The organism is Sulfitobacter sp. 1A13353, assembly GCF_043557255.1.
Classification (GTDB): Bacteria; Pseudomonadota; Alphaproteobacteria; order Rhodobacterales; family Rhodobacteraceae; genus Sulfitobacter; species Sulfitobacter faviae.
Genome location: NZ_JBIFFS010000004.1, coordinates 311,823 through 337,097, shown reverse-complemented (window position 1 = coordinate 337,097; position 25,275 = coordinate 311,823). Strand labels below are relative to the sequence as shown.

Below are 25,275 nucleotides of genomic sequence, written 5' to 3'. Positions count from 1 at the left end.
TCCTTAAAATCCACAAACCATATTCACAAATAGTATGGATGAATGGTGCCGAGCAGGCGCTCAGACGTCAAGTTCGATGAGCTTTGGAGCCCATAGGTCGGGCGTCCTTTGGGCAAACTTGATCATATTGACGCAGGGAATTCCGAGTAGAAATATCTTGATCTGGAATCTGACATCACCAAAGCTGAGTGAATTCATACAAGAATTTTAAACTGCAGCATTCCAAAGGGGTATCTGATGAAGACTTTGCTTAGGGTAACCGGTCTGGCTTTCGCGGCGGGGCTGTTCGGGGCGCAGGCCCATGCGGATGGGTCGAAGTGCGTATCGATGGACAATGATATCGCAAGACTTGCTTGTTTTGATGATGCATACAGAGGGTATGAGCTTCCCGACCTTGACCCACGAGAAGCTGTTCAGAAACTCGCGGATCTAGTCCATATCGACAGCCCAACAGAAAGGTTCACTCTCTCTGGCGGTGAAGATCCCTGTTCAGTGAAGGCTGTATATGAAGGGATCATCATCTACAACACACTCCCAAAGCCCTATCAAATCATCTCATATGCAAACCTGAACTCTGTCGAGAGGATTGGAGCGTGGCGCGGCTATAATGATTGGATGGGAGGGGTTCGCGGAATGGTTCTGTACACCAAGAGGAACCATGATGGGATTTGGGTAGCAAGCGTAGATCGAGAGTACCTGAAAGGGAGCGCGACCATTCAAGGTGTAGACTTCTACGCCATCCCTGAAACGAAAACTTATAATGGTCGAGATGCCGTTTTCTACCTCTTGTCTGAGCAGTACCGCACCGATGCACCTAAAGTGCAGGACGCAATGGAAGATGCTATATTAGCCTGTGGAGGGGCGTTTCGGTAAAGCTCACTTACTCTGCCTGAGCTTCGTGATTGCCTGACCGGCTGCTATCCTGCTCCATGCTTAGGGACCGCGTTAGAGATCGTATTGCAGTCCGGATCTCCGGGCTCGATTCACGATATGCGCGCACAAGGCCAGCTTCATCTGGGCTGATGCCTTCAAATTCTGAGCTGCCTTCTTGCTCGGGAAAGAAAGCGCCGATGGGGGCATTAAAGTATGAAGCGATCTCAAAAAGCTTAGATGCGGAAACCCTATTGGCACCGGTCTCGTACTTTTGAACCTGTTGGAAACTCATGCCCAGACTATCGGCAAGCTTGGTCTGACTCACACCGGCCAAGTTGCGCAGTTCTCGGATCTTCTTCCCGACATGGCTATCGATAACATGTGTGCTCATCTTCAATATCCAATCCGGAGGCTGGCTCCAATGTCGTTTCAGTTTTCTCGATTTAGCAGCGTCATGGAGGGTGTCAAACAAAAGCTGTTCATCTATCTATAGGAACTCATTGCGTTTTTAGTCCAAAAGCACGGTTTTCTCAGTGACCTGCTCGTTGCGTGTGATGGTCACCATTGCACCGGGCTCAGGCACGATGGTCTGCACGCAGGCGCCCGGTACAGGCTGCAACAACATGCTCCCCTCGCGCCGCAGTGTTTCACCGTCCCACTCCCAAACATCCTTTGACAAAGTCACAGGCCCCGGTGCCACGGTGGTTAGATCCGCTTGGCGGCCGACATAGTCGATGGTCTCGACCCGGGCCTTCTGCTCATCCGAGAGAAGGGCAAAGAGCTCCGGATAATAGATTTTGATGTCCGCAAGGAATTTCAGAACCTCCTCAGACTGATATCGGCTGATCACTTCTCCAAAGACATTACGGGGCCGCGCTGTGCAGAGACGTTCCAGCTGCTCGGCATCCATGGCCTCCTCGGGCACCCACTGACTACGCAAGGGAGCGCCATCGATAAAGATCGCATCCGACATACCACCGTAGGGCAGGTAGTAATGCCCGTTGCTCTTGAAGATCCGGTTGTAGGCCTTCAGGGATTTGACACCCCGATCGATTTTCTTGCAGTAGTCCGTCTCGTCGGAAATCCAGTCGTGGAACTTCCGCGCCCGCTGGGTCGGACCCTCTTTGCGGGTCTTCGCTCCAAACTTGCAGCTGGCACAGGAACCGGTGAGCAAGCAGCTCTTGTCATTCACGAAGAGATCGCAGCTCTGGGGATTTTCGCAGGACACTTGGAGGCGCGCTGCGCGGTCGGACTTCTTGCCGAAAATTGCCTTGGTGGGGTTATAAACCCAAGCCTTGATGATTTCCGGCATGATTGTCTCCCTTCGACGGTGTAGCTCTATAGTTAATCGTTTGCTTTTCGCATTCAATCTACGCAGAGCGTTTAGCCCAGCAAGCGAGGCTGCGGGGCAACATGTAGCGAGCCATACAGTGAGAGGAAGGATGGAGGAGGTGTACAAAAATCACAGCTAAACATGTCATTTCTGTACACCAGCTGGGTTCAGCGTGCCCGACGCTTAAACTGATTAAAGATCTGCCCCAAGCCATCTTTGTCTTTGCTGGGGTGAGATAAGGATTTCACGCGCACCTCGCGTTCATCACTGATCTCAATCAAGCTTGAGACGTTACTGCGAACTGGAGCAAGTAGGTCCGCGTCCATATCAAGCCGATCAACATGAACTAGGATATGTAGCCGCAACGAGCGTGCCTGTGCCAGGAGAACTTCTGCGCCCTTACATGAGGTTATGTCAGATAGGCTCAACAATACGGACAGGCGTTCTCCACCCACCGGTCGCGCGGATGGCATATCCTGTAGACGCATGCCAATCTTTAGTCCGGCCATAAATTTGAGGGCAACTGTCCCGGAAGAAAAACCAGCTTCCGGGTAGGGGGTGTTCAGGGCCTTCGCGATTTCCACTGGATGGATGATCCCTGGGCCGCGCATATCTATGATACCCGGGAAGGCCCCATGTAGGGCCGTAATATCCTCGCCGATCACGAGGCTATGGAGGCCGTCGAAGACCCGAGCTGGGGGAAGCTCAGACGCAGGATATGCAGGCATGTCGCGAAATTTCGCAGTGAGGTGCTGGAGGAGACTATTGAAAACATCCTCACCTACACGGCGCGGCTGAACCGGCCTCTGTAAGAGGTCGATTGTCATCTTGAGGACTTGATCCGTAAATTTCCGGGAGCTTAGCTGCCCCAGAGCTCGAGCGCGTACCATGCCTTCATGGAGATCATGATCCTTCAAGCAGCGCAGGTATGATGGCGAAACATCATTCGGCATGCTTGAGGTGTCTCCTGCCCAATCGACGTCTTGCCTTTTAGCGCATTGAGATAAGATTGCGGACAGGCACGCTCCTGCCATCGTCAGCATTGGTGCGCCATAGTGCTGCCTTGAGCGGTTATCGATGTCTTGCATCAAGGTACCGACAGTCGTGCGCTCGGCCAGCACCAGACCTGCCAATGCAATCGGGTCATCACTTTCCTCGATTGCATTTGGAGAGGGTTTGCCTTCGAAGATATCGTGGAGGTGTCCCCAGCTTTCCTGGCCATGCAGCCGAGCAATCAATTCAAGCGATTGGCCATGTTTAAGGGGCAGGCGGCCCTCGAGGGCTGTTCTCAATCGGCGGGCCTGGGCCTTAGCCGTCGTCAATGAATCCGGGAGTCCGGGTGTCGTATTGGGCATGCGAAAGCATCCTTCTCAAAAGGGGTCATTCGTCGGCAGCTCGATCCATGACCGCCAGGACCCCATGAAAAAGGAGATCGCTATGGCGTTTTCGTCGGAGCGCATGTTCTTCATAGGCGGATGCCCGGATCGGAACGGCCATGCGCGGCACCGTTCTTATGATATGCGAAGGCCATGGTGTGACAATCCGTTGAATTGACATATCCGCAATCTTTTGTGGATAACGTATGAGATCACCCGTCACATCTTACCATCATCGACGCATCTAAGCCTCTTTACCGTGTACTGATGTCAAATATTCTGGTTTGGTCACACCGATGAGAAAAATGTAATTCATTGAGCCTTTCAACTGCGCTTTTTGGGCATATGTGCTGGGTAAAGCGAGGACAGAAGACATGCGAAAATCAAACAACAAGAAACTATCAGTGCGCGAGCGCAAGGAAGCCAAGCAGATGCGCCGCATGCTGATCATCGGTGGCGGTTGCTTTGGAGTGGCGGCCGCGGCCGGCATTGGGGCAACCTTTTTGGACCCAACTTTTCCGGTTCTTCCGGGGAAGGGCACGCTCGATGATCGATTGACGCGCGCGGGTATCGACAGTCATACGTTGGACCTGACGCCTGGCATTGATGCGAAAAGTATTCTCATTATCGGGACGACAGATTGCACCTACTGCAGGTCCTTCGTCGAAGACGGGCTCGAGAAATTGCTGGCCTACGCAAAAGCCGCTGGGTTGGGTGTTGCCTATGCCCCGATTGGCCTTTCAGAAAGCTCATTGGGTTCAACTCGGCTCCTGGCCGGCTTCGCCCGCGCCAATGCAGCGCCGGCCGAAATATTGAAAACCGTCTACGCAGCTGGCTTGGATCTTCGGACGGGAAGAGCACTGCCGATCGTTGCCAATCGCTATGGGGAAGAGCTTGGACTTGCTGAGCATGAGATCAATAAGATGCTCTCAGAGTCCGAGCTTGACGTGACCAGCCGGATCCAGGCCACGATGCGCACCTTCCCCATTCAGGGCACCCCAATGTTCTTTGTTGCGAATGATAAGGCTCCCGAGCGTATCAATATGTTCAGCGGTTGGTCAGGCTTCTCCTCCCTGCGCGGCCGGATCGATGCGGCTCGTATTGCATGATTTGGGCGGGCCGCACTTTTAACCGCAAAAGGTTGAGCTTGCTTGCTGGCCTTGGCTCTGCATCCCTGCTGTTGGGGGCACTCGGCTTTGAGCATATCGGAGGATACGCGCCCTGTACATTCTGCCTTTGGCAGCGTTGGCCGCATCTGCTGGCTGTGATCTTGATGTTGATCAGCATTCGGCTCCGCCAGCCCTGGGTTTACATCCTCGGCGCGCTGGCAACCTTCACATCTGCGGGTATTGGCGTATTCCACACAGGTGTTGAGCGGGGTTTTTGGAAGGGGCTTCAATCCTGTTCGGGGAATGTCGATCTCACAAATGTATCACCTGAACGCGCATTGGAAATCATCATGACAGCAAAGGTCGTCAAATGTGATGAGGTGGCCTGGCAAATGGCAGGTCTTTCGATGGCGTCATGGAACGCTATCTTGTCATCTCTGCTCGCAGCGCTCTGGATCAAGGCATACTTTACACGAGATAATCAGCCCACCGGCGGGATCTGAGCCCCAGGTCGCCCAGCAGCATAAAGCGCCAAAGCCCGTTCGAGGTGCTCTTTCGCTTCGTCCTCTTCCATCCAGCCCGCTTCCAAGGCCGCGCCGCAAATCTCTACATGGGTCCATTCCGGCGCGCCGATGGGGTCAGCCCCGATACTCAAAGACCATCGATCCCAACGGGCGCGATAATAGAAGGACTTTCCGTTGATCACACCTTCCGCCTGTACGGGGCAGTTGCCACCTAGATGCGCCAGATCGTATTCAGGCACAGGCAATTCTGAAGGGGGGATGGACCCTTCAACATACTTTGCCGCGGCCTGGATGAGATCAGCATCTGAGGCGGGAGTGGTGCGTGCTGAGAGCTCATAAAGCGATTTCGCGAGATCCGTTATCGGTCGGTCTTGGGTCTCGATGTTTTGATCCGTCATACTTTATCCAACTTCCGCTTTTCCTTAAGCACGGCGACTTCCGCGCGACGCTTTTCAGTCAATGCAGGCAGTGCCTCCTTGGCCTTCGCCACAGCAGTGGCGATCGCTTCCTCTAGCGTATCACCACAGCCGTGCGCCAGTACATCCGTACCGGCGCGCTCGGGCATTTCAAAGGCGATTTTGACCGAAGGGCAGGTGGGCTCAGTCAGAATGTGATGCACGGTAAGGACGAGATCAGAGAAGAAGACATCCCAGGGCGCCAAGCTGGCCCAGTCGGCGTAGTTTTGGGGCTCCACATCATTCAGCGAAAGCGCAGCTCGTGTCTTGGTTTCTACCGTCATCAGTTCCATTTTCCCAGGTTAAGCATCTACGTTTTTCGCACATATAGATGAGGGCCTATTATGGCTTGTGCATTGCATGGACTTAGGGTGTCGGCATGCTGTCATGATCTGCATACCAGATTGCATCCATGCCTCTCTCCTCGATCTCCTTCAGGGTGGGCATTTCCTCTGCCTCGATGGACAAAAAACGATCGATATCCATAATGAAGTCGAGGCTATCATTGGGTTTGAACTTGAGCTCCGTTAGGCAGTTATGGAAGGCCTTCACAATGGCAAAGCCACCCGCCAGATCATTCAGAGTTACGCGCTTAGCTTCTGAATGGCAGACGTCTCCCTTGACCCGCCCTTTAGCGTAATCACAGAAGGCCAATACGGGGTGATTGTACCCATCAAGCGCCAAGAAGCGATTGTGTGGATGTACCATGAGACGGATGACATAGCCCTGCTTGGCATGCAGTGTTCCGCGCTCCTCACACCAAGCGAATGTGCGGCGCAACATCTCAAGACCTCCGATATCCTCTTTCCAATGCGGACATAGGTGCTGGTAGCCGGCCGCGGCCAGCTCGCTCGTTTTCTTGATTTTCCGAGGCTGTACCACACCGTCGACGACCTCAGGCTTGAACGCCTCCTCCTCGAGCGCGAAGGCATGTTGATAGAGGCCCAGGCCGCGCGGTCTGGTAAAGCGCAACTCACCCCCGGAGGGATCCTTGTCAATGATACGCCCCACCGGTGCCAGCGCCGTCACGGGAGGAGTCTCCACAAAGTAATTTGCCACAGTGGCGGGCACTTCTTTTTGGAGCGCTTTTTGCGGTACAGGTTGGGAAGCCTCTAAATCCCATTCGAAGATCTGGCGGCGACGAAACCCATTCGACTCCGCTTCATTGCGATGGACTGAGACGAAGGGGCTGATCTTCTTGATGCGCCTCAGGATCTCCGATGCGTCTTGGCTCTCCGCGGCCAAAGCTGGAACGCCGAGAATGCCACGCAGCTTGGATTCAGGGACGCGTTCAAGGATCGCATCCCGCACCTGTGGTTCGCTGTCATACTCGGCGCGGCGTTGAATGTTGAAATCCAGATCAACGTCACCATAGCTCATGCGGTCGTTATCCATCGCGCTTCCGAAAAGCAGGATCTCCTTGATGTAGACGAGGTGACCAAATTCACGGTTGATCGCAGTGCTCTCCTCAATGACGGCCGGCAGAATGGCCTCAACCTGCTCCCATTCGATACGTTTCGAGGGTTTTGCCTGTGCAAGGGCATTGCCCTGAACGGTGCGATGCCAGAGGCCAAGGCCCATATTGGAGGGCTCAAGATATCCTGCGCGCGCCGCAGCCCGCAGCACAGCGTCTGCATGCATCGCATCCAAGCCGAGGGCCTGGCCGAGATCGGCAATGCCAATTGGCCTGTCGATTGCTGACCCCGGAGCATGAAGGACTTGATAGAAGTCGATCAGCTCAATGCCGTCGATTTTGGTGAACTTGTCTTCGAGGTTCAGTTTGGCGAGTGTCTTCTTGGATTTCAGAGCCATGCGATCCTCGGCAGTAGCGGTATGGGTAATTCATGCACAGTACCGTCAATCTTCAAATTCGCAAGTCTCTTTCCAGTTGTCCCATGCGCCACGCTCGGCAATGCAGGCGGCCTGCAGGTCAGCAACGATCTGCTGGGATGCAATCTTCTCCTGAGATGTCGAGCGGTTTTCCTCTACAGCGCAGTAGGACAGTGGACCGATCAGGGCGAGCACCAGCAGGGCACGGCCGAGGTAGATTGGGAAGGATTTGGCAGTAAGAAGGTCATGAAGCATAAGGGGAACCGTTTCAGAATTGATAGGCGATAGGTATTTTGGGAGACTTTGATTTTCGCAAGACCTACCAAATATCGTTTGCGGCGACCTTGCCGTAGTCGCAGGCCTCCCGCAGCATGATGCCTTCGCGGACCATGGCATCCCCCATATCTCCGAAGAGCTGCTGGGCCAGGGCGAGGATGCGTTTGTTGGGCTGTGACATGGGTTGTGCATCAAAGACCTGCTGCGCGATCCGGCGCCCGTCTTCTTCTGATGTCTCACCCATCCGTGCCGAGAGATGCGCAAGGGCGATCAGGGCAACGGCTGGCGATCGCGACACGCCTGCATGACAATGCACCAAAAGACGCTCGGGCGCGTCAGGCAGCTCATTGTCGAGCACAGCCATCATCTCGATCATGTCAGGCATACTTGGCGGTACACAGCCATTCAGGAGCCGCGGCACATCATAGAACCCCATGTGATGGTAGGGGACCTGCGCTTTGGCGAGGACATCCATCGCAATCTCTTGATCACATCCATCCCGATCGGTGATCGACAGAATGAAGTCAGGCTTGAAACGCTCGATGTCACGCTCGAGAACGAAAATGCCGGTGATCGAGATCTCTGTCATGCTCTACTCCATATCTCCTCATGGGATACTTTTGATCTATGTCCGAATTTCTCACCTTACTAGGGCCTGCGAATATGGTCGCCTGATGTTGTGAAAATGCCATGCATTAATCCGCGTCCTCTGAAATCGGTCTCGTTTCTATGATCACGAAAGCCTGTGCTAAGCCCTGTTCATCCGACAGGGTCAGGTGGACCTCGGCGCGATGTCCTGGCGGGCAGATGGCTGCAAGATGATCAGCTGCACCACCAAGCAACCTCACGGCAGGTCGGCCGCCTTCCAAGTGGTAGGTTTCTATGCACCTCCAACTAATGTTGCGGTTCAGGCCAGTGCCCAGTGCTTTGAGAACGGCCTCTTTGGCCGCCCATCGTTTGGCGTAGAAGCCCGCGGGATCCAGAATTGTGTTTGCCTTGGCCATCTCACCTGATGTGAATACTCGCTGCAGGAATCGGACCCCAAGACGGTCGATGGACGCCCTGATCCTGTCGATGCGCGTCAGATCGGAGCCGATACCCAATATCATAATTCTGAGAACCCAGACCATATGCGAAAAATACAGTATTTACTTATGCTCGACGATCACGCATAGTCAACCTCAGCAGGAATGCGGTGCTACGGCGCCAGTGGGCGGTCAGCCCTCTTCCATCGATAAATGCCACAACAGCAAAAAGTGGAAAACAAATGCGATACGGACTTGAGGGCACGGCCGTCTGACATACACTGAGGCCAGCAGGCTTCAGGCTTCTGCAAAGGATGAGGGCGGCCTGCGAGGGTTCGCCTTTTTTCATTACCGTAAAATGGAACCCCTTCCATATTCGCTACGTTAATCTTGCGAAGCAAATTTGAAGAGGAGAGAGCGATGAATTGGGACAGGGTTCAAGGCAACTGGAAGCAGATGAAAGGCTCCGTACAGGCTGAATGGGGTAAACTTACCGATGATGAGATCGATCAGGCTGCCGGCGATCGCCAAATGCTTGTCGGTAAAATCCAGGAGCGCTACGGCATCGCCAAGGATGAAGCTGAGCGGCAGGTGGATGAGTTCGCCACACGGCACTGACACTGGTCGATTTCAGCCTGATCAAACGGCCCTCTGTGAGGGCCGTTTCTTCATTCTGGAGCACTGCCTTTAAAAGAACAAATTTCTCGGTATATTCCGACAGATTAAATGAAATTGAACATAATATGGAACGCGGTAATTCTTGCCGGGTAGTTGAAATGCTTGATAAAATATTGATTTGCGCTGGCTTGGCGTCAGTGGGCGTAGGTATGTACCTCTGCGATCAAGGATACGAAAACAATGCATCCGTCAGCCTTGTTATCATAGGTTCTATCGCCATCGTTGGGGCTCCCGTTGCCCGTTTTTTCAGGGATATGCGATAATCGAAGCGATGAGCGATTTTCGCGCGCTGATATGGGATAACGAAACTGGGCCCGATCATTACGATCGGACCCAGTTAATAGGTCTGGATGCCTGAGTGGGTCAGCCGGTGTGGAACATCGTATTGAAGAACTTCGGATCGATGCTCTCCTGCGCAAAGGTCTCACCCTGGGTGAGCACGCTGATCGCATCATGGCTGTGCAGGCTTTCCTGGTGGCTGGCCACAACACGGAAATCGTTGACCCGATCATCCAGAAGGAGTTGCTCACAGAAGAGGCGCGCGGCATCTTCGACGAAGATCGGGTTGGCGGCATTCAGTTCAGCGAAAGCCTGTTCATCCTCACGCTTGACCATAACCTGTGTCTCGGTCGCCACGGCTTTACGGCACATCTCGATCAGATCTTCGAACCAGAGGGTATCGGTATCCGGCGTCATCTCAACAGAGATACGAGCGACCGAGCGCTGCGAATGCGGTGTGGCCAGTTGGCTGCGGGTGGCGCGGGCATGCTCAGACAGCTCAAGCGAACAGGGGCAGGTGCTCGAGTAGACGTAGTCGAGATGCATGATCTTCTTGCGCTTACCGTTTTGCTCCACGAGCTCAAGGGCAATGTCGTAATACTGATAGCCCGACAAGCCCGACCGGAGGCTTTCGATCTTCATCGGATAGGAGAAGCGCATCTGGATCCGGGCGTCTAGGCTTTCAAGATCAGCCTTATAACCGTCAAGCGCGGCTTCCATTACCTCGAAACTGAAGGTCTGTTCGGCATAGTTGTAAAAGCTGCGCATGATTCGGGACATGTTGATGCCCTTCTTCTCCGCCTCAAGCGAGACCGAGCCGGTGACGGATGTCTCGAGCGTCAAGGCACCACCATCTCGCATACGAAAGCCGATGGGCAACCGGAAGTTGGAAATGCCAACATGCTGGATCATCTGCTGCGCGCCGCGGATCAGGCTGGACGGGCCATTCTGCAGGTCAGGCAGGGTATCGCGATAAGCTTCGTCGACCGTAAAGTTCTTGGGATAGTCACGATTGAATGTAGGGTAGGTATCACCTGCGAGCATTCGCATGTCAGATGCGTTGATCTCAGCCAGTTCTTCGGATGTTGCGTTGAACATCCAGTTTTTCAGAGTCGCAAGAGCCGCCTCAGCTGCTTCCCGATCTGGTTTTCTTGATATGTTATTGACGATGTTCATAGCTCAGCCTCATGTCTGTTATGGCGGCTGTGTAGGTCAGGACTAACCAAATGGCCATAGGCATTCTAGCCTTTTGGTCGACAGAACATACATGTTTTGACGTATGTTTTGTACAGATAGCCCTATTGGACCGCCCTTTTAAGGGCCGCCATGCTTGTCACGTCTTATGATTTCCTTTTGATGACCTGGCCCTTTTTTGGGCTCATGGGCTGCTCGGCCTCTTGGTCGTATGGCCAGAATCGCCTGGCCGGTCGAAGCGTGATCCAATGTTTGATCGGCGTACTTGATTTATATAGGGATAGACGGAATCGGGGTAAAGCGAATAACTTAACTATTGCTGAAATAAGGCTCAGTTGTTTGTTCATGCCGTGCTTTGCGCAGAGCGGACATATCCGCCATCATGGCATGATGGTGTGCATCCATCTCAGCGATTGTTGGCTTGCGATCGACCGGGATGCAGATTGGGACTTCATTATATCGGTTTTGGCCACGCGCACATGTGGTGCAGTAGAGCCCAAAGGTTCCGCGGTTCAACCAGACGGCACGGCGCCCCACACATGCAGTGGTGTTGCAGACACCATTGTAGACCTGACCTTTGGTTGGGTCCTCATGCTTGGGGTAGCGGTTGGCATGTGCCTCACCGACCTCAGCTGATGTCGACGTGCTGCGGGTCGTGGCGGGTTTGGCGTGCCGGGCGCGGACATGGCCATTTGGGGTCAGGGCGTTCTGTCTGGTCATGTCGATCACGGTCCTCTGTGTTGTGCTGATAGTGAAATAGGGGGTGCCTTGATGGCAGGGTAGGGTATTGTGAAAAATAAACCTGTGACGCGGATTCATTGTTGCAGATTTACGTCTTCTACATGGGGTGTGCCTGATTTCAGGTGTTCCTCAACACGGTATATATGGCGACGGGCCCGATGGTTTCGGGGCCGTCGAGGCTGATTGAGGTGTGCGTTTTGTGAGTGTGGATGGGCTGAGTTCGGTTATCGTTTAACTGTTCTCATTATGTGCTTCCCCTTATTAAACGATGGTACATAACGATCAGGGATCCGGCATTCTTCAGATGCCCATATGGAGAAATCCGACCTCACGATGTCCTCAATCGGGTCCAATTCAAGTCCGGCAATTGGCTCACGCCTCCTCGAACTCGTTACGGAACCGGCAGATAATCATAGATAAATTATTTCCCAGGCTGCGTTCGGAGCGGAAAATCTTTATGTGATACTGTCGCTAATCGTTTATATGAATCGCCTAAATTCCATCTTTTGTAACAGGAATCCGGGCAATTTTTGTGAGGTATTGGGAATTATCCATTAAAAACAATGCTGTAACAGCGTAACATGAAATCCAACTTTAAGTAACGCCCGTAAGTTACTGAAGTATCTACTCTTTATAGATATATATATGTATGTAACAGAAATATAGAAATAGTGTATATACGAGATACACAGACCTACTCTCAGATCGCGCCAATATAAAGACATATCCGGGCGTAATGCGTTACAAAGTCTAAGCTATTGATTTTAAACAATATGTTTGTAACAGAGGGGTTTTTCGCTGTAATATTGGACTGCAGCAGGCGTAAGTTCGGTTTAAAATCAATATGTTACGCTGTTACAGGCGGAGCGTGCCGAATTTGAGGGCTTTCAGCTTTCATCTGCGAGAAATAGATTAGGGAAAACACCTTCAAGGATAATAACAACATGGATCTCTCCAAACGTGGTCACCTGACCCCAGCCGAAAAAACCATGGTCTCGCAGACACTCCAGATTTTCACTCTGGATGGCATCGCTGGCTCACTTGACGACATGAAGGGAAGGATCATGTTTCATGGCGGGACGTCCATCTCAACGATCCACGGATCCCCCCGCTGGTCAGAGGACCTCGATTTCGTCATCAGCCCCGAAATGTCAAAAGATCTCGATGCGGTGCGCGCCGAGGTGGAGCGCCAGGCTGCTGAGCGGATCGATGAGGTGACACCGGGTGCGAAGTTCGAGCTGATCGACAAAGGCAAGGCGCGCGGCAAAGTGCGCGATGCAGATCCTGGCACGGTGATGCGTTGGACTGGACGCTGGGAGCACCCCAGCCGGATCGGCGCCGTAAAGATCAAAACCGAATTCTATATCGCCGAGCCAGATATCACAGCCCAGTACAAAGCTGAGGACGCAATTGCCGAAGCCGTTGGTATCGAAGCCTACCATGCGATCCCCGCGGCCACGCTTGATACCATCTGGGCCGACAAGATCATGGCGATGTCCGCCCGACCGGCCATGAAGTGGCGGGACGTCTATGACATGGGTTACGTGATGGCACATATGGAGCCTGTCTCGGATGATGCGCTTTACGAGCGCCTTGAGGTCGCATGTGCTTCTTATCGCAGCAGCATGGGGGCAATCCGGACCGGCCTGCAACGCGATTATCTTGCGACGCTTCCAGAGAGCTATGACACCTTCCGCACTGACATGGAGACCTGGTTGCCAGGCATGGCCTTCGACAAAGCCATTGAGCTGGGGTCTCTCGAAACCTACCACGCCGCCTGCGTGGCACAGATTGACCGGGCACAAGAGATGATTGCATCACGCGCGCCTGAGCTAAAAGTTGAGGAAGAGGATTTCTCTTGCGGGTTTTGATCGACGGCGAACCGAACCGCATCGACCTGATACCCCGTGACCCACAATCCACAGACTTTGCGAAAAATTGGGACACAAAAGAATTGCCCTTGTAAAAAGGTTCGGTTACGCAGAAATTCAATATGAGTATTTTCGCATAACCGGAACCGCGGAGTGGCCATGTCTTTCAAGTTCGACTTTTGCATAACCCTTACCAATAACGAGGGCCGTGAGGATCCTGTATTCCAGGGTGCGGTTTCTGCCGATCGCGAAGACGATCTTCTGCAAAGCGAGCTCGCCGAGAAATGGCAGAAAGCGGTGGCCATGTCCGACGTGCGCGCTGATGATGGCACAGACTGGGATGTTCAGGTCACCTGTACCTGCGTCACAGAGCCGGGCACCGGTGTGACGGACTGGCAGGACGACACGATGCCACAGCGTGATGAAGTCACCACCTATCTAAATGAAGCGCTGAGCCGCATGGCGCCAGCCAATGCTTGATTTTCGGACATCCCAAAGTGATCCCCTGCGGATTGCGAAGCTGCGCGTTGGGCGTGGCGCGATTGGGATGACCATCTGCCCCGGTAAGAAGGGGAAATCCAAGACTGGACCATCCTGGAACCGGGACCTGCGTGTCGATCTGAACGACATCGCCGAAGCCGGCTACAAATCCATCTTGACGCTCATGGAGTGGAACGAGATGCGGTATTACAACATTCCGCATATCAAGCTCGAAGCGCGTGATGCGGGGATCGACTGGCATCACTTCTCCATCATTGATGGTAATGTCCCCGATCGTGAGCAACTGCCCGAGTGGCGCAATCTTTCCGCCAAGCTGCAGCGCGACATCGGAAATTTCGGTGGGGTACTGATTCACTGCCTTGGCGGCCTTGGCCGGACCGGAACGGTTGCAGCAATGCTGCTCCAGGACATGGGGATGGCTGCTGATGAGGCGGTCACGGAAATCCGCAAGCTGCGGCCGGGTGCGATTGAGAACGAGCTTCAGGAGACTTTCGTAGAGAACTATCGCGACTGGTCTGCTCCGTAACCATGCGCCATCTCTTCTTCTCACTTCTTGTTGCAGCGCCTCAGATGGTTCTGTCGGAGAACATCCAGGTCTTGTCTGAAGGTCGTATGGAGCTGAGCACCCTACAGATCGACGGTGAGTTGCCTGTCTGCACGGGCATGCTGGTTGCCCCTGATATGATCGTCACCGCAGCTGATTGTCTGCTCGATGCATCAGGCACCCCAAGAGGATCAGTCTCGGCTTTGCCCGGATTGAATATGGCTGAAGGGGCAGGGCCCAGTGCTTCAAAGCCTGGTTATAGGGAATTTGGCATTGCGGCCTATGCTCAGGGCCCTGAGATTTCCACCCTACGCCTGGGGTTGATCGAAGGGCGGAAACCTCCTGCGGACTATATGAAGATTGCTGAGCGGACGCTGGATCCCGTGATTGGGCAAACTCTTGAAGTGCTGCACTATGCAGGTGGCAGCCAGCCGGTACAGGCTTTCACGCGATGTGTGGTTCTTGAGGCTGGAAATACCTCTGGCCGACTGGATTGTATTTTGCCCGAACTGGCAAAAGGAGCGCCGGTTCTCTTGGGCGGCGCACCTGTCGGTGTCATCCAAGATCCAAGCAGCCCTGACGGCGCGGCATATCAACTGCTTCCGCGCGCGGGGCTGGAGCCCGTAGAGACCGCAGCGGCAACGGCTCTGCCGATCGTGACCTTCTCGGCCGTGGATGTACTGAACACCTGTGACGTCGATATCCATCAGGGCGTCTTCTGGCTCGATCTGGACCGTGAGAGCTGGCGCGACATCGCCAAACGTGTGCCTGCAAACTCACGCATAATCTTGCCCGCGGCGACCGTGGGCGATGCGATCTTTTCCTATGCACGATCCGATGATGGCCTACTGGAATGGGCTGGGGATGATCTGCAGGTCGAGATCAAAGGGGCAACCCTGCCCATGGTCCAGGTGCCAGTGCCGCAACCTATAGGCGACCTTACACTGACCTATTCCTGCGAATAAGGCCCTCACCATTTTCAGTGTGATGTTCTAATTTGGCACCACGGTTTCCAGTATTCCTATCGAAAGAAGACCATGTCCAAGATCCAGATCCCCAGCGTCGAATTGATTATCGACCTTCATGACCGCATCATCGATCAGACTGGGGGCGCCTCCGGCATCCGCTCGATCGATGCCATCGCAGGGGCCTGGGGGCGCACGGAAAGCCGTATGCACTACGAGCCCGACATGTCGGTGCCAGCCGTCGCCGCCACCTTCTGTGTGTCCATTGCCAAAGCGCATGGTTTTGCAGATGGGAATAAGCGCGCGGCCTATGGTGCCATGTCCATGGTGCTCAGCATGAATGGCTTCAAACTCGAGGCAGCACCACAGGCAACCGTCGACGCGATCGTCGGCGCCGCGGCCGGGGACGGGAACACCGAGATGCTCGAAGAGTGGGTTACGGCGCATGCCATCCATGACCCGATCTATCAGAGCCTCTTTGACTACGATCTTTCCGGGCCGGAGGTTAGCCCGTGAGCCGGACCTATATCCAAAATGAAGTCGCAGCCTTCTTGCGCACGACCGATCCATATGGCGCGCTCAGCAACATGCATGCGGGCTTCTCTCTGCGTGTTGTCGATCTCGGCGTGCCGGCCACCGAAAACTACTATCAGGCGATGCGCTTTCCGCATCTGCCCGACTTTCAGGCCAAGATCCTGGCGGAACCGCATCCGGTCAAAGCAAAGCGTCTGGCCTATACGCGCAGCAATGAGACACGTGTCGATTGGTATGATGTAAACGTATCGCTGATGCGTCACTCCCTGCGGTTGCGCTACGGTCATCATCCAGAAGAGATGTCGGCTCTCTTTGCGAAAACAAATGGTATGCCTATCGTCGAGATTTCCAGTCGCGACAATTTCTGGGGCACATTAAACGAGAACGGCATCCTGCGCGGCGAGAATGTCCTCGGCCGGCTCTGGATGGAGCTGCGCCAAGAGGTGGCGGATCACGATCCCACGACGCCGTTCGAGGTCGCAGCGCCCAAGATCTCTGATCTTATCCTTTGCGGCCGTGAGGTCGCGACATTCACCCCTGAGCCTGTGCGTAAGGCGCAGGCCTCCTTTGACATCTGAGAGGCTTCCATGCGCACGCTTATCCTTCGCCCCCAAACGTATCAATCAGAGGTAATGGCGCTTCTGTGCATCCGCAGCCACGACATGGGTGGGGTAGACTATGAACGCGTTGCGCGGCTCAGCCTGGACCAGGCTGCTTCCGTTTTGGCGGGGACCCGGGGCGGCAATAGACTCTCTGCAATCGGTAGTCATTTTCCCGATGGGCAGTTTGATAGGGAAGCTGCGCCGGGCCGCCTTACCATCGTGCCGCGGCCAGACCCGCAGTTGAATACCCGAAACTTCATCATGCACCTCGTCAAAGAGGGCAGCGATCCGGAGTTGATCTGCTATGTCTCAGAGGGGATGATCCACGACCTGCAGAGCATTGGGGCCGATGTGGAGATCAATGTCACGGAAGAGCACATTAAGACGATCGAGGACACCCTAACGCGCCTGAAGGCGGCAGACCTTCGCCGCCAGGCAGCCGAGCTGGAGGCCACACTCGAACCTGAACTCGAAAGGGAGAGGAATATCTTCGTAGAAGAGCGCGGCATTTCTTTGGATGACCACAGCCCGCAAGTGATTGATGCAATATGCGCCAAGGACCCCGTGGTCATCCGTCAGGAGCTGCAGGATTCCTACGGTGATCGTTTGGGCTTCGAGAGCAGCCGAGAAGAAGAATTCGGCCGTGGGAGCTTTGTCGTCACCGTCGACGGCCGGACCGTTCTTACCGGCGCCTATGACAATTACGGCACCACATCGTCTATGGAATACGATTTGGGTCAGAAGCTTACACACGCGCGCAAGACCAAACTCGGATTCATCCTTGAAACGATCTGGGACACAACCCGCGCCGGCCACCGGCCGGAGGATTTAGTCGAGGAGAAGATGTCAGTGCTCGATACACTCGATATGTAAAAAGGATCGCTGACCATTTTCGCAAGATAGTGGCATGCTGCGCATAGGCATAGAGTGAGAGAGACCATGACGTTCAAATTGACCATCGAAGAGAGCAGATCCAGACACATCATGGAGCGTGAGAAGCGCTATGATGTGAAGGTCAACGGCGCCAAGGTGGATGAACTCTACTACAATATGACCGGCTATCGCGGAGCTTTGATGACCGTACACGGCGCGCGGCTGGATATCGGTGAGCGTGGCATCTCTGCCTGGAAAAAGGAAGCGGCCGCACTGAACCGCGAGGCGCGCGCGTTGATTGCTTCTTTGAGCGACCCGCGCCGCCTGGTCTCCAGCGATTTCACTTCAGATGGTGACGTGCTTAAGCTTACTTTTGCCATGCCTGACGATGCTACGGATAGCGCCACGATTTATGTGCGCCACAAGGACTTCATGGCTGGCATCGAGCTTTTCGGCGTCGAAGATCTCGACATCGGTTATTTCGAAACTGTCGACCCGGTCCCTGACCTTGTACCTGGCGAGCTCTTGAGGTCTGGTGAGTTCTGGGGGAACCAGAGAGCAGCTCTGGGCATCTTCAAGACCTCTGATCCAGATTGGACAGCAGTGGTAACCGGCGATATTCCAACCATCACCGGCAAGCTCATCGCAGGCGATATGCATTTTAAGAAATTACCCCAAGACTGGGGGCTTGAGGATCTTGCAGTTCTACTGGCTGAGGAATTCTCAGAAAACGCCTCGAGCCTTGTCTTCTTACCAACTCAGACTGTCAGTGCTCTTATGGACATAAACGGCACGGACGTAATGCGTGCAGATATCCTGCCGGGCAAGGGCACCCGGTCGCAACCGGGCGCGGTGTTCTCTGAGATGATCACGTCAACAGGCCAGCGCCCAGATATTCACCTCACCAAACAGGATGAATGTATCTTCGGTGAATACCTTCGCAGCCAGGGGCACCGCTTCGAGGTTGTCGAGCCCGAGACTGCCATCGACGATATGCCCAGCCCATGAGAACTGCAGGCCTTCGACTTTGCGAGCTCGCGACCAGTCATGTGGGGGTTGGTGAACTTGGCTCGAAGGACATGTCGAACATTGCCGAGATCGATGCACGATTGCCTCAAGGTTGTCGTTACGCGGGCGGCATACTTTGGCGTGTTGTGACAATCGGAAAAGATAAGGCAGAGGCACTAAGGGAAGGTCGGGTGGTCGAGCTAGAACCGCGTCCCTATTCATGTTGGTCGAAGTCCCAGGCCTCGCTAATGCGCATCCTGCGCCACCGCCAAATAGGCATGGCTGAAGATGAAGAACTTCTCCTTATGCGCCAAGAGGTAACAGCCGCAGAGAGGGGCATTGATGTCGAGGCACTTTTTATCACGCTGGGGCTGAAGGATAGTGGCCCCTCCTGGCACCAATATGCGGGCCTTGAGCAGGAGGTCATCCTGCGCGGCGGCGCCCGCATCACCCCCGAAATGGTCGTGGGGCTCTGGGGTCCGCAGGATTACGAGGCCGGAACCCCCGTCGCGGGCGAGCGGATCGAAGTGTCTTACGAGGATATTCGTAAAGTCGACGCCTGCGTTGGACTGCACAATGGAGGCTGGCTGGTCACATCAGGCGATGAGACTTTCCATGTCATTTGGGACTACGGCGTGCTGAGTGGGCTGCCTTATGATCCTGAAGAAGAACCAAACCCCCAAGATATGCCTGAATTGTAAACTGGAGAACAAAATGAGCTATGAAATCCCCTATAAAGTCACGGTAAACGTACCAGGGCTTATCGATGCCGATGGCGTCGACCTGACGGCTGAGAAGGCGGCCGCGGCTCTGGAGGCTCTGGCCGCCCAGCTGCGCGCGGAACCGCAAACTTTGAAATCTGTGTTTGGTGATGCAGGTTTCAGCGAGGTTGAGGACCGCTGGGTGGTGCGCTCGGCCTACAAATCCAACTCGATCCGCAAGGCAGATGGCAGCTGGGTGACAGTCAAAAGCACTGACATCGATCCCGCTGATACGATGCGCTTGGCAGAAGCGGTAAATATCGGTGATCTGGGCGAGGGTGCGATCTGGTCGAAACCCGAAGACATCTTTGGCACACCGGTATTGGCGACCCTCAAGGACGATCTGGCCATGATCGTCGAGCAGGTCGATATCTCTGAATGGCTTGCCAAAGCTGATGTGGAAGATTTGGAGGCTCTCGTCGAAGACGATTGGGCCTATGGATATGGCGCCGATGCGATCTACCACGACCTGGATGAACATGGACATCCAAGCGCGGTGCGGCTTTCGAACTTCCTTGAATTGGATGCCGAAAGCTCGATGAGAGAGCAGGTTGGCATCTCTGTTCGTGTAGAGGATCCAGATGCGGCGAAAGCCTTTCTGAAAGAGGTGAACCCGTCAGTATACGAGCAGGTCTTTGCGGATGAAGAAAACGCCATCGGCGAGCCTTGAAATGTATTGGCGTTCTTGTTTTCGCAAGGACGCCATATGCTCCGATAAAGCAACCTCACACGGAGAATGATCATGGCTCGCAATTCCTGGAAAAACTACGCCAGCATCGGCGCGCTCGCTGTGGCCGGCGGGTTCAGCCTTTCTTCCTATATGAACGAGCAATCGGATGTCTCGACGTTTGATCTTCCACCGGAAGTCTCGGTGATGACCATTCAGGAATTCCGCGACGGCATGACCATGGCGCATTTCTCAAAGATCCGCGGGATCGCAGACATATTGCTGGAAAACGGCGCTACCTTCTCCCCGGCCACCGAGATGCGGGTCCGCTACGCCTCAAAGATCGCTGAGATGAAATATGCCCAGTATGAGGGCAACGAACATATGCAAATGTCTTTCGACATGGCCCGCTCTGAGGGCGAGATGGAAGCGCGCCAGGGCGAATGGTCAATCTCGGCGCTCGATGCCTATGCAAAGCAAGCCATGGAGCTGGATCAGCGTTTCGTTTCTGTCGCGGATGCAGCTGTGGCTTATCTTCAGGATGAAGGTATCTCCAGCACAGATGCCGAGGCCTATGTGCGTCGCTCAATCGGGCTCGCTTACCATGACTACCTCAAGCAGGATGAAGTCTCGGTCGCGGGATATGATCCGCGCATGGAAATCACCGAGGTGAAACACGCCGGTGTGGTTTTCGACCTGCACGAAAAGATGCATGCATTTTTCCAGCACCGGCTGGGTCAGCTTGACGTGGCCGATGATGCCTTCCTCTATATGGAAGATCAGACAGCCTTCATCGAGGCCGCGGTGTCGGATGATGAAACCACCCCTGAAATGGAGATGTGATCATGAGCGTAAAAGGCTTCATGCTGTTCAAGGCAGAATTCGCGGAAAACGAATTCCACCCTGACAACGCGCCGCAGGAAGAGCTTCCCGCTTTCAACGCGGAAGGGTTTGCAGAGTCCTATTGCCTATATTCCACCCTCGAAGAGGCAAATGCCGCGGCAGATGAGGACCATGCGATGGTGATTGATGCCGTGGCAAGCGGCGACATGGAAGATGCTGAAGAGAAAGCCTATGCCTTGCCGGTCAGCGTGGACGCCGATGGCACCGTGACTGTTTACAGCGCGGAGGGCATGCATCAGGTCCGTCAGCTCAGCATGGAAGAGATGTATCAGGGTTTCTTTGGCATGGAGCCCCCCAAACTGGCGGAGCCAGATCCAGAGCCCTAAAGGTGCCGCGTGCCTTAATGGACGCAATCATAGGTATTTTCACCACCCCTGCATAGCTTGCTGCCATACCGAGTGACACATCGAGGAAGTTTGAATGTCAAAGATCAGAGAATACGACTTCACCACCACAGGGGGCATCGTTGCAACCTTTTCCCATGAAGCCGAGACCGCCCGGCTCAAGGTCGTGATCAAAGAAGTCGATGGCACGAGCAATACAATCCACTTCAACAACATCGGAGAGGGTGCGGAGCCGATCGAGTTCTTCGACGCGTTGGACTGGGATTACATCAAGGGCAAGATCTTCGGTGATGGCGGCAGGACACCTGATTTCCTGAAGACGGTGGCATCCATCTATGCACAGATGCATGACTATGCGAATTACGGCATGGAAGATGAAGTCGTAGCGGACCTCACTGATATCGTGAAGCGTACCATGGTGCTCTATGACGGCGATGATGATGTTGCCTGCTCAATGCTGGTATCTGCCATGCGACATTCAATGCAGCTCGACGATTGTCATCACATGATCCGATTCAGCCCCACGAAACGCGTGATCGACTATCGCGATAATGTCTGGGGGCCTCTGCGAGAGGAATTGAGCGGCTTCGTAGGGTTCTCGCCCTTTGAAGCCGAGGATGAGGAGGAAATCGATCTCGATGGCGAGACCCTCGAGATGGAAATGTGAAAGAGGCAGCTGTGAATAACCAACTTATCAAGAATCATGAAACGGGACGCGAATTTCGTATCCGTCTTGTTAATCAAGGTGACGCCTATGGGCTCGGCATGAAGCTGACCCATGATAAGCCTGATCCATTGGTGGAGTTCTATGACGCAACCTATGACTTCGATACGTCGCCTGAAGGAGAGGTATTGGGCCAATTTGTGGGTCGGTACTATCTGTCCACACTCTGCGGCGAAGATGGTTTAAGTAAGAGCATCTTCGATGGGAAGAGCGGTTTGAACCTCGACGGCGGCGTTGATGTCTGGAGTATCGATGCACAGGGCATTGAAGAGGCGCGCCGGGCTCTCGTCGAGATGGGCGCCCTTGAACCAAGCGCGTCGCTTGATGATGCTTCATCTACGGCTGACAGCGATGGCCCATCCTAATGGCACCCACAGTGAAAAATGGAGTTGCGCGCGAAGCCTGGGGCATGATCTTGGATCAGATGGCCGCTTTGCAGGAGCGTATGAAGGGCTTTGGCTTCCAGAATGCGAAAGCCTCCTACAGCAGTGCCGATGGGTTTGGTCTTTCCAGGGTGGGCTTCTTGAATGGAACCGGCTCCATGCTCTCAGGCGATGTCCTGTCCATCGGTCCCGTACCCGCATCCATCTCGATCGACATGGATGATGCGCAGCAGCCTTCTTTGCGTGTTCATGGTTATGGGGCTGATGATGACAGTCTGCAGGCCGCCGCAACCAAGATCATGGAGAATATCGTGGCCTTCATCTATGCCACGACAGATGATGTGGTCATCGACCTCGATTTGAAAATCGAAACCAGCTATGGCCTGACTGTTGAGATGAATGGCCCGGGTGGGAAGATTTGGGATCAGCCCGTGCGCACGAAAACCCCCGCGGAGCTGCGCGCCTGGCTCTACCGCGAGGTGGAGCGCATTCAGGATGAGCTTTCAGATCGCTTCACCTCGCTCTCGCAGCAATGGGTCAATGAGATCGAGGCGCGTTGGCCTGGGTCCAATCCAGAATTCATTGCCGGCAATGGAGACCTCTTCCTGCATCTGGATCATCCGGTGGCCGGTAGGATCAGGTTCGATAACTGGATCTATGAAGACCTCGAAGAAATTTGGCCGGGCCTATCGGATCATGTCGAGGCGCATGAGGATGTCTACGCTGAGCTACAGCTTGGCATTGGCCTGCCCAGTACAGATCGCCTCCGTGCCGAGGTCGAACCCCAGGCAGAGGATGAGGCCCTGCCTGAGCTATGAGTTGAGTTCAAGCAGCCTTGCGCCGCTCAAAACCCGACCCGGCTTGTCTGGCGCCCAGTTTGGTCTGCTGATAGGGGAAGGGCAGGGCGCCATAGACGATGCCGATGCTTTTGGCGTCGTCATAGATGTCCGGCTTGCGGGTGTGAACGATCGCATCCGATACCTTTGACGATGACATGATGAATTCATGCACCCGAACAAGCAGCTCCTCTTGGGTCTCAATCGATGAGCCGCTGAGGTCGCGGATGAAGTCCACGAGATCGTCATAGTCGTAGAAGCCCCGGTCCTCATAGCTGTCGATCTGGGTCACGATAGTTGCGGAGACCAATACGCGCTGAGCGGTGGCCTTCTCATGGGCATGGATGCCGAGATGCATGTCAATCGCCAGATTGTCGAGCTGGACCACATGGGGCGCGCGGCCGTGGGAAATCGGTGCCTGACCATATACCAGGCCAACACCCTCCGCATCAGGATAAACATCCGGCTTGCGGCTGTGAACGATGGCAGAGACGACCTTATCCGAGGACATGATGAACCCATGGATCCGCTCAACAAGCTCTTCCTGGGTTTCGATATGCTCGCCGTTAAAGTCCCGCACGAAACGCGCCAGATCGTCGTAGTCATAGAACCCGTGGTCGTTGTAACTATCAATCTGGGTTTCGATTGTTGCAGAGATGATCACACGTTGTGCCGTCTGCTTTTCAAAGTCATGGACACCAAGATACATGGTGAGTTCCAGGTCATCCATCTGCAGGGTGAAGTTCGGCATGTGATATCTCTCCTTTTGACTAGGGTTTCATAAACCTTTGGTCATGGATGACCAGAGCTTTTGTTTAGAAATGACAGCTGTCGGCGAGATGCCGCATCCGCTCTCTAAAGATAATGGTTTGCGAAAAACAACAAGACAACCTTATAATTTACTTAGAATGGCATATCTTAGATGAGAACAACAAATCGTGGGAGACCACGACATTTCTGGGAGATACTTTATGGCTGGACCTTTACTACCGCTCGTTGCCGCAGGCATTGGCGCAAAACTGCTGCTTTGGAATAAGCGCGGCGCCATTCTCAACCATATGCTGCGCAAACAGGCGCTTTCAGTCATTGGGGAGCTGGAAGTGGACCGGCTGCGGCTCTACCGCAGTCACCGCAAAGACATCACCTCCGATCCTTTGGCCGATGTTTACCGCATCACCTGCAATGGCGAGGACAAATTCGCTCCACGTTTCGGAATTGATATGCATCTCTTCGCTGTCGCACCAGAAGGCGCAACGGTCTATATTGTTGCCATCCCCGCGACCCTGGCATCTGAGACAAGCTTCGTGAAGCTGCACCCGGCCGACATCGTTGATGTGGACTTCATGGCTTTGATGAAAGCGGTACGCCAAGAAATCAGCAAAATGGAAGCGGAGCCAGAGGAGAGCGCCACAGTTGGGGCTCCCGCGGCATCAAAGCCAACAGTCGAGGAAACCCCGGTCAAACCCAAAAAGACCGACAAGCCTGACAAAGCGGAAAAGGTTGCGAAAGTTGAGACACCTGTCGGTGGTGAGATCCCCACGGACGGCCAGGCCAATGTCCTTAAGGCTGCAGCCGCCAACCCGGGCACGGTACTGCAGGGCGTTTCGCCGCAGTCTATTGGCGCCTGTAAGCGTCGCGGTTGGATTGCCCCCATTGGCAAGAAATCGGGTAGCCTCAAAGAGATGAAGTGGCAAATTACCGAGACCGGTATTGCTGCTCTGGCAGCGTCCGAGGCATGAGCCGTCCTGCGGTTCTCAATGCGCGCAAGGTCGGAAAGAACCGGGCGGGGGCGGTCTATATTGGCCGCCCGTCGCCTTGGGGGAATCCGTTTTCGATTGGCAAAGATGGGACGCGCGAAGAGGTGATTGCCAAATACATCGCATGGCTCCACGACAACCCGGAATTCGTTGACCGGATCCGTCGGGAGTTGGCGGGGAAAGATCTGATTTGCTGGTGCGCGCCAGACGCCTGTCATGGGCATATTCAGCGTGACATTGCAGCAGGTGACCCCGTTCCGCCGATCCCTCAGAAGGATCAGCTTGAGCTGATCTGAGATTCACAATCCG

33 protein-coding genes are annotated in these 25,275 nt (G+C 54.4%); 21 read left to right on the top strand and 12 right to left on the bottom strand.

The window, feature by feature from the left end; all coding sequences use genetic code 11:
* The first annotated feature begins 237 nt into the window (after positions 1-237).
* Entirely contained in the window at positions 238-873 is a 636-nt protein-coding gene (locus tag ACGYLO_RS12410; protein WP_394376749.1) for a hypothetical protein, read from the top strand.
* Positions 874-880: 7 nt separating this feature from the next.
* Here the strand turns inward: ACGYLO_RS12410 and ACGYLO_RS12405 are convergent, their stop codons facing one another.
* From ACGYLO_RS12405 to ACGYLO_RS12395, 3 genes are all read right to left on the bottom strand, one after another.
* Positions 881-1,264 carry a helix-turn-helix domain-containing protein gene (locus tag ACGYLO_RS12405; protein WP_394376748.1) on the bottom strand — a complete coding sequence of 128 codons (384 nt, stop codon included), beginning with the start codon at positions 1,262-1,264 and terminating at the stop codon, positions 881-883.
* A 117-nt stretch (positions 1,265-1,381) separates the two neighbouring features.
* The gene (locus ACGYLO_RS12400; RefSeq protein WP_394376747.1) at positions 1,382-2,185 is read right to left on the bottom strand and encodes a hypothetical protein; all 804 of its coding nucleotides are present in this window, start codon (positions 2,183-2,185) and stop codon (positions 1,382-1,384) included.
* Positions 2,186-2,373: 188 nt separating this feature from the next.
* Positions 2,374-3,561 (bottom strand): glyoxalase superfamily protein, encoded by a 1,188-nt coding sequence (locus tag ACGYLO_RS12395; protein ID WP_394376746.1) that lies wholly within the window; start codon positions 3,559-3,561, stop codon positions 2,374-2,376.
* Positions 3,562-3,956: 395 nt separating this feature from the next.
* Between ACGYLO_RS12395 and ACGYLO_RS12390 the strand changes: the two genes are divergently transcribed.
* Positions 3,957-4,691, top strand: coding sequence for a DsbA family protein (locus ACGYLO_RS12390; RefSeq protein ID WP_394376745.1), 735 nt, complete (start codon positions 3,957-3,959; stop codon positions 4,689-4,691).
* Positions 4,688-5,194, top strand: coding sequence for a disulfide bond formation protein B (locus ACGYLO_RS12385; protein WP_394376744.1), 507 nt, complete (start codon positions 4,688-4,690; stop codon positions 5,192-5,194). The genes ACGYLO_RS12390 and ACGYLO_RS12385 overlap by 4 nt, the downstream gene beginning before the upstream one ends.
* On the opposite strand, the gene ACGYLO_RS12380 is transcribed toward ACGYLO_RS12385, so the two are convergent.
* The 6 genes from ACGYLO_RS12380 to acpS all read right to left on the bottom strand — a co-directional run bounded on the left by ACGYLO_RS12380 (position 5,173) and on the right by acpS (position 8,885).
* Positions 5,173-5,613, bottom strand: a complete 441-nt coding sequence (locus tag ACGYLO_RS12380; protein ID WP_394376743.1) for a hypothetical protein — start codon at positions 5,611-5,613, stop codon at positions 5,173-5,175. The two genes, ACGYLO_RS12385 and ACGYLO_RS12380, sit on opposite strands and share 22 nt — an antisense overlap.
* Positions 5,610-5,963: a hypothetical protein gene (locus tag ACGYLO_RS12375; protein ID WP_394376742.1), complete on the bottom strand. Its 354-nt coding sequence runs from the start codon at positions 5,961-5,963 to the stop codon at positions 5,610-5,612. Before ACGYLO_RS12375 ends, ACGYLO_RS12380 begins: the two co-directional genes overlap by 4 nt.
* Positions 5,964-6,036: 73 nt before the next feature.
* The gene (locus ACGYLO_RS12370; RefSeq protein WP_394376741.1) at positions 6,037-7,482 is read right to left on the bottom strand and encodes a hypothetical protein; all 1,446 of its coding nucleotides are present in this window, start codon (positions 7,480-7,482) and stop codon (positions 6,037-6,039) included.
* A 45-nt stretch (positions 7,483-7,527) separates the two neighbouring features.
* A complete protein-coding gene (locus ACGYLO_RS12365) occupies positions 7,528-7,755 on the bottom strand; it encodes a hypothetical protein (RefSeq protein WP_394376740.1) in 228 nt (75 codons plus the stop codon).
* A 64-nt stretch (positions 7,756-7,819) separates the two neighbouring features.
* A complete protein-coding gene (locus tag ACGYLO_RS12360) occupies positions 7,820-8,365 on the bottom strand; it encodes a hypothetical protein (RefSeq protein WP_394376739.1) in 546 nt (181 codons plus the stop codon).
* 106 nt (positions 8,366-8,471) lie between these two features.
* Positions 8,472-8,885, bottom strand: a complete 414-nt coding sequence (gene acpS / locus ACGYLO_RS12355) for a holo-ACP synthase (protein ID WP_394376738.1) — start codon at positions 8,883-8,885, stop codon at positions 8,472-8,474.
* Between the two features lie 336 nt (positions 8,886-9,221).
* Between acpS and ACGYLO_RS12350 the strand changes: the two genes are divergently transcribed.
* Positions 9,222-9,419, top strand: a complete 198-nt coding sequence (locus ACGYLO_RS12350; protein ID WP_394376737.1) for a CsbD family protein — start codon at positions 9,222-9,224, stop codon at positions 9,417-9,419.
* Between the two features lie 423 nt (positions 9,420-9,842).
* Here ACGYLO_RS12350 and folE2 read toward each other — a convergent pair whose 3' ends face one another.
* Together folE2 and ACGYLO_RS12340 are read right to left on the bottom strand one after the other, a co-directional pair.
* Positions 9,843-10,934 (bottom strand): GTP cyclohydrolase FolE2, encoded by a 1,092-nt coding sequence (folE2, locus tag ACGYLO_RS12345; protein WP_394376736.1) that lies wholly within the window; start codon positions 10,932-10,934, stop codon positions 9,843-9,845.
* 327 nt (positions 10,935-11,261) lie between these two features.
* Complete coding sequence (locus tag ACGYLO_RS12340) at positions 11,262-11,681, bottom strand: hypothetical protein (RefSeq protein ID WP_394376735.1); 420 nt, start codon at positions 11,679-11,681, stop codon at positions 11,262-11,264.
* 956 nt (positions 11,682-12,637) lie between these two features.
* On the opposite strand from ACGYLO_RS12340, the gene ACGYLO_RS12335 reads away from it, so the two are divergent.
* From ACGYLO_RS12335 to ACGYLO_RS12265, 15 genes are all read left to right on the top strand, one after another.
* Complete coding sequence (locus ACGYLO_RS12335) at positions 12,638-13,564, top strand: nucleotidyl transferase AbiEii/AbiGii toxin family protein (RefSeq protein WP_394376734.1); 927 nt, start codon at positions 12,638-12,640, stop codon at positions 13,562-13,564.
* 159 nt (positions 13,565-13,723) lie between these two features.
* Entirely contained in the window at positions 13,724-14,044 is a 321-nt protein-coding gene (locus ACGYLO_RS12330) for a hypothetical protein (protein ID WP_394376733.1), read from the top strand.
* A complete protein-coding gene (locus ACGYLO_RS12325; protein ID WP_394376732.1) occupies positions 14,037-14,591 on the top strand; it encodes a cyclin-dependent kinase inhibitor 3 family protein in 555 nt (184 codons plus the stop codon). Before ACGYLO_RS12330 ends, ACGYLO_RS12325 begins: the two co-directional genes overlap by 8 nt.
* Before the next feature lie 86 nt (positions 14,592-14,677).
* Positions 14,678-15,574 carry a trypsin-like serine peptidase gene (locus tag ACGYLO_RS12320; protein WP_394376731.1) on the top strand — a complete coding sequence of 299 codons (897 nt, stop codon included), beginning with the start codon at positions 14,678-14,680 and terminating at the stop codon, positions 15,572-15,574.
* 72 nt (positions 15,575-15,646) lie between these two features.
* On the top strand, positions 15,647-16,090 hold the full coding sequence (locus ACGYLO_RS12315) for a type II toxin-antitoxin system death-on-curing family toxin (protein ID WP_394376730.1): 444 nt from the start codon (positions 15,647-15,649) through the stop codon (positions 16,088-16,090).
* A complete protein-coding gene (locus ACGYLO_RS12310; protein WP_394376729.1) occupies positions 16,087-16,686 on the top strand; it encodes an NADAR family protein in 600 nt (199 codons plus the stop codon). The genes ACGYLO_RS12315 and ACGYLO_RS12310 overlap by 4 nt, the downstream gene beginning before the upstream one ends.
* 9 nt (positions 16,687-16,695) lie before the next feature.
* Positions 16,696-17,583 carry a hypothetical protein gene (locus ACGYLO_RS12305; RefSeq protein ID WP_394376728.1) on the top strand — a complete coding sequence of 296 codons (888 nt, stop codon included), beginning with the start codon at positions 16,696-16,698 and terminating at the stop codon, positions 17,581-17,583.
* Between the two features lie 66 nt (positions 17,584-17,649).
* Positions 17,650-18,591, top strand: coding sequence for a hypothetical protein (locus ACGYLO_RS12300; RefSeq protein ID WP_394376727.1), 942 nt, complete (start codon positions 17,650-17,652; stop codon positions 18,589-18,591).
* Positions 18,592-18,662: 71 nt separating this feature from the next.
* Positions 18,663-19,292 carry a hypothetical protein gene (locus tag ACGYLO_RS12295; RefSeq protein WP_394376726.1) on the top strand — a complete coding sequence of 210 codons (630 nt, stop codon included), beginning with the start codon at positions 18,663-18,665 and terminating at the stop codon, positions 19,290-19,292.
* Entirely contained in the window at positions 19,246-20,022 is a 777-nt protein-coding gene (locus ACGYLO_RS12290) for a hypothetical protein (RefSeq protein WP_394376725.1), read from the top strand. Before ACGYLO_RS12295 ends, ACGYLO_RS12290 begins: the two co-directional genes overlap by 47 nt.
* 72 nt (positions 20,023-20,094) lie before the next feature.
* Complete coding sequence (locus ACGYLO_RS12285) at positions 20,095-20,862, top strand: hypothetical protein (protein WP_394376724.1); 768 nt, start codon at positions 20,095-20,097, stop codon at positions 20,860-20,862.
* Positions 20,863-20,864: 2 nt separating this feature from the next.
* On the top strand, positions 20,865-21,248 hold the full coding sequence (locus ACGYLO_RS12280) for a hypothetical protein (protein ID WP_394376723.1): 384 nt from the start codon (positions 20,865-20,867) through the stop codon (positions 21,246-21,248).
* A 94-nt stretch (positions 21,249-21,342) separates the two neighbouring features.
* The gene (locus ACGYLO_RS12275) at positions 21,343-21,933 is read left to right on the top strand and encodes a hypothetical protein (protein ID WP_394376722.1); all 591 of its coding nucleotides are present in this window, start codon (positions 21,343-21,345) and stop codon (positions 21,931-21,933) included.
* Positions 21,934-21,944: 11 nt separating this feature from the next.
* Positions 21,945-22,355, top strand: a complete 411-nt coding sequence (locus tag ACGYLO_RS12270) for a hypothetical protein (protein WP_394376721.1) — start codon at positions 21,945-21,947, stop codon at positions 22,353-22,355.
* Positions 22,356-22,366: 11 nt separating this feature from the next.
* Positions 22,367-23,191: a hypothetical protein gene (locus tag ACGYLO_RS12265; protein WP_394376720.1), complete on the top strand. Its 825-nt coding sequence runs from the start codon at positions 22,367-22,369 to the stop codon at positions 23,189-23,191.
* A 7-nt stretch (positions 23,192-23,198) separates the two neighbouring features.
* Here ACGYLO_RS12265 and ACGYLO_RS12260 read toward each other — a convergent pair whose 3' ends face one another.
* Positions 23,199-23,960, bottom strand: coding sequence for a dihydroneopterin aldolase (locus ACGYLO_RS12260; RefSeq protein ID WP_394376719.1), 762 nt, complete (start codon positions 23,958-23,960; stop codon positions 23,199-23,201).
* Between the two features lie 220 nt (positions 23,961-24,180).
* Between ACGYLO_RS12260 and ACGYLO_RS12255 the strand changes: the two genes are divergently transcribed.
* Together ACGYLO_RS12255 and ACGYLO_RS12250 are read left to right on the top strand one after the other, a co-directional pair.
* On the top strand, positions 24,181-24,948 hold the full coding sequence (locus tag ACGYLO_RS12255; RefSeq protein ID WP_394376718.1) for a hypothetical protein: 768 nt from the start codon (positions 24,181-24,183) through the stop codon (positions 24,946-24,948).
* Positions 24,945-25,262, top strand: coding sequence for a DUF4326 domain-containing protein (locus tag ACGYLO_RS12250; protein ID WP_394376717.1), 318 nt, complete (start codon positions 24,945-24,947; stop codon positions 25,260-25,262). The genes ACGYLO_RS12255 and ACGYLO_RS12250 overlap by 4 nt, the downstream gene beginning before the upstream one ends.
* Positions 25,263-25,275: the final 13 nt, after the last annotated feature.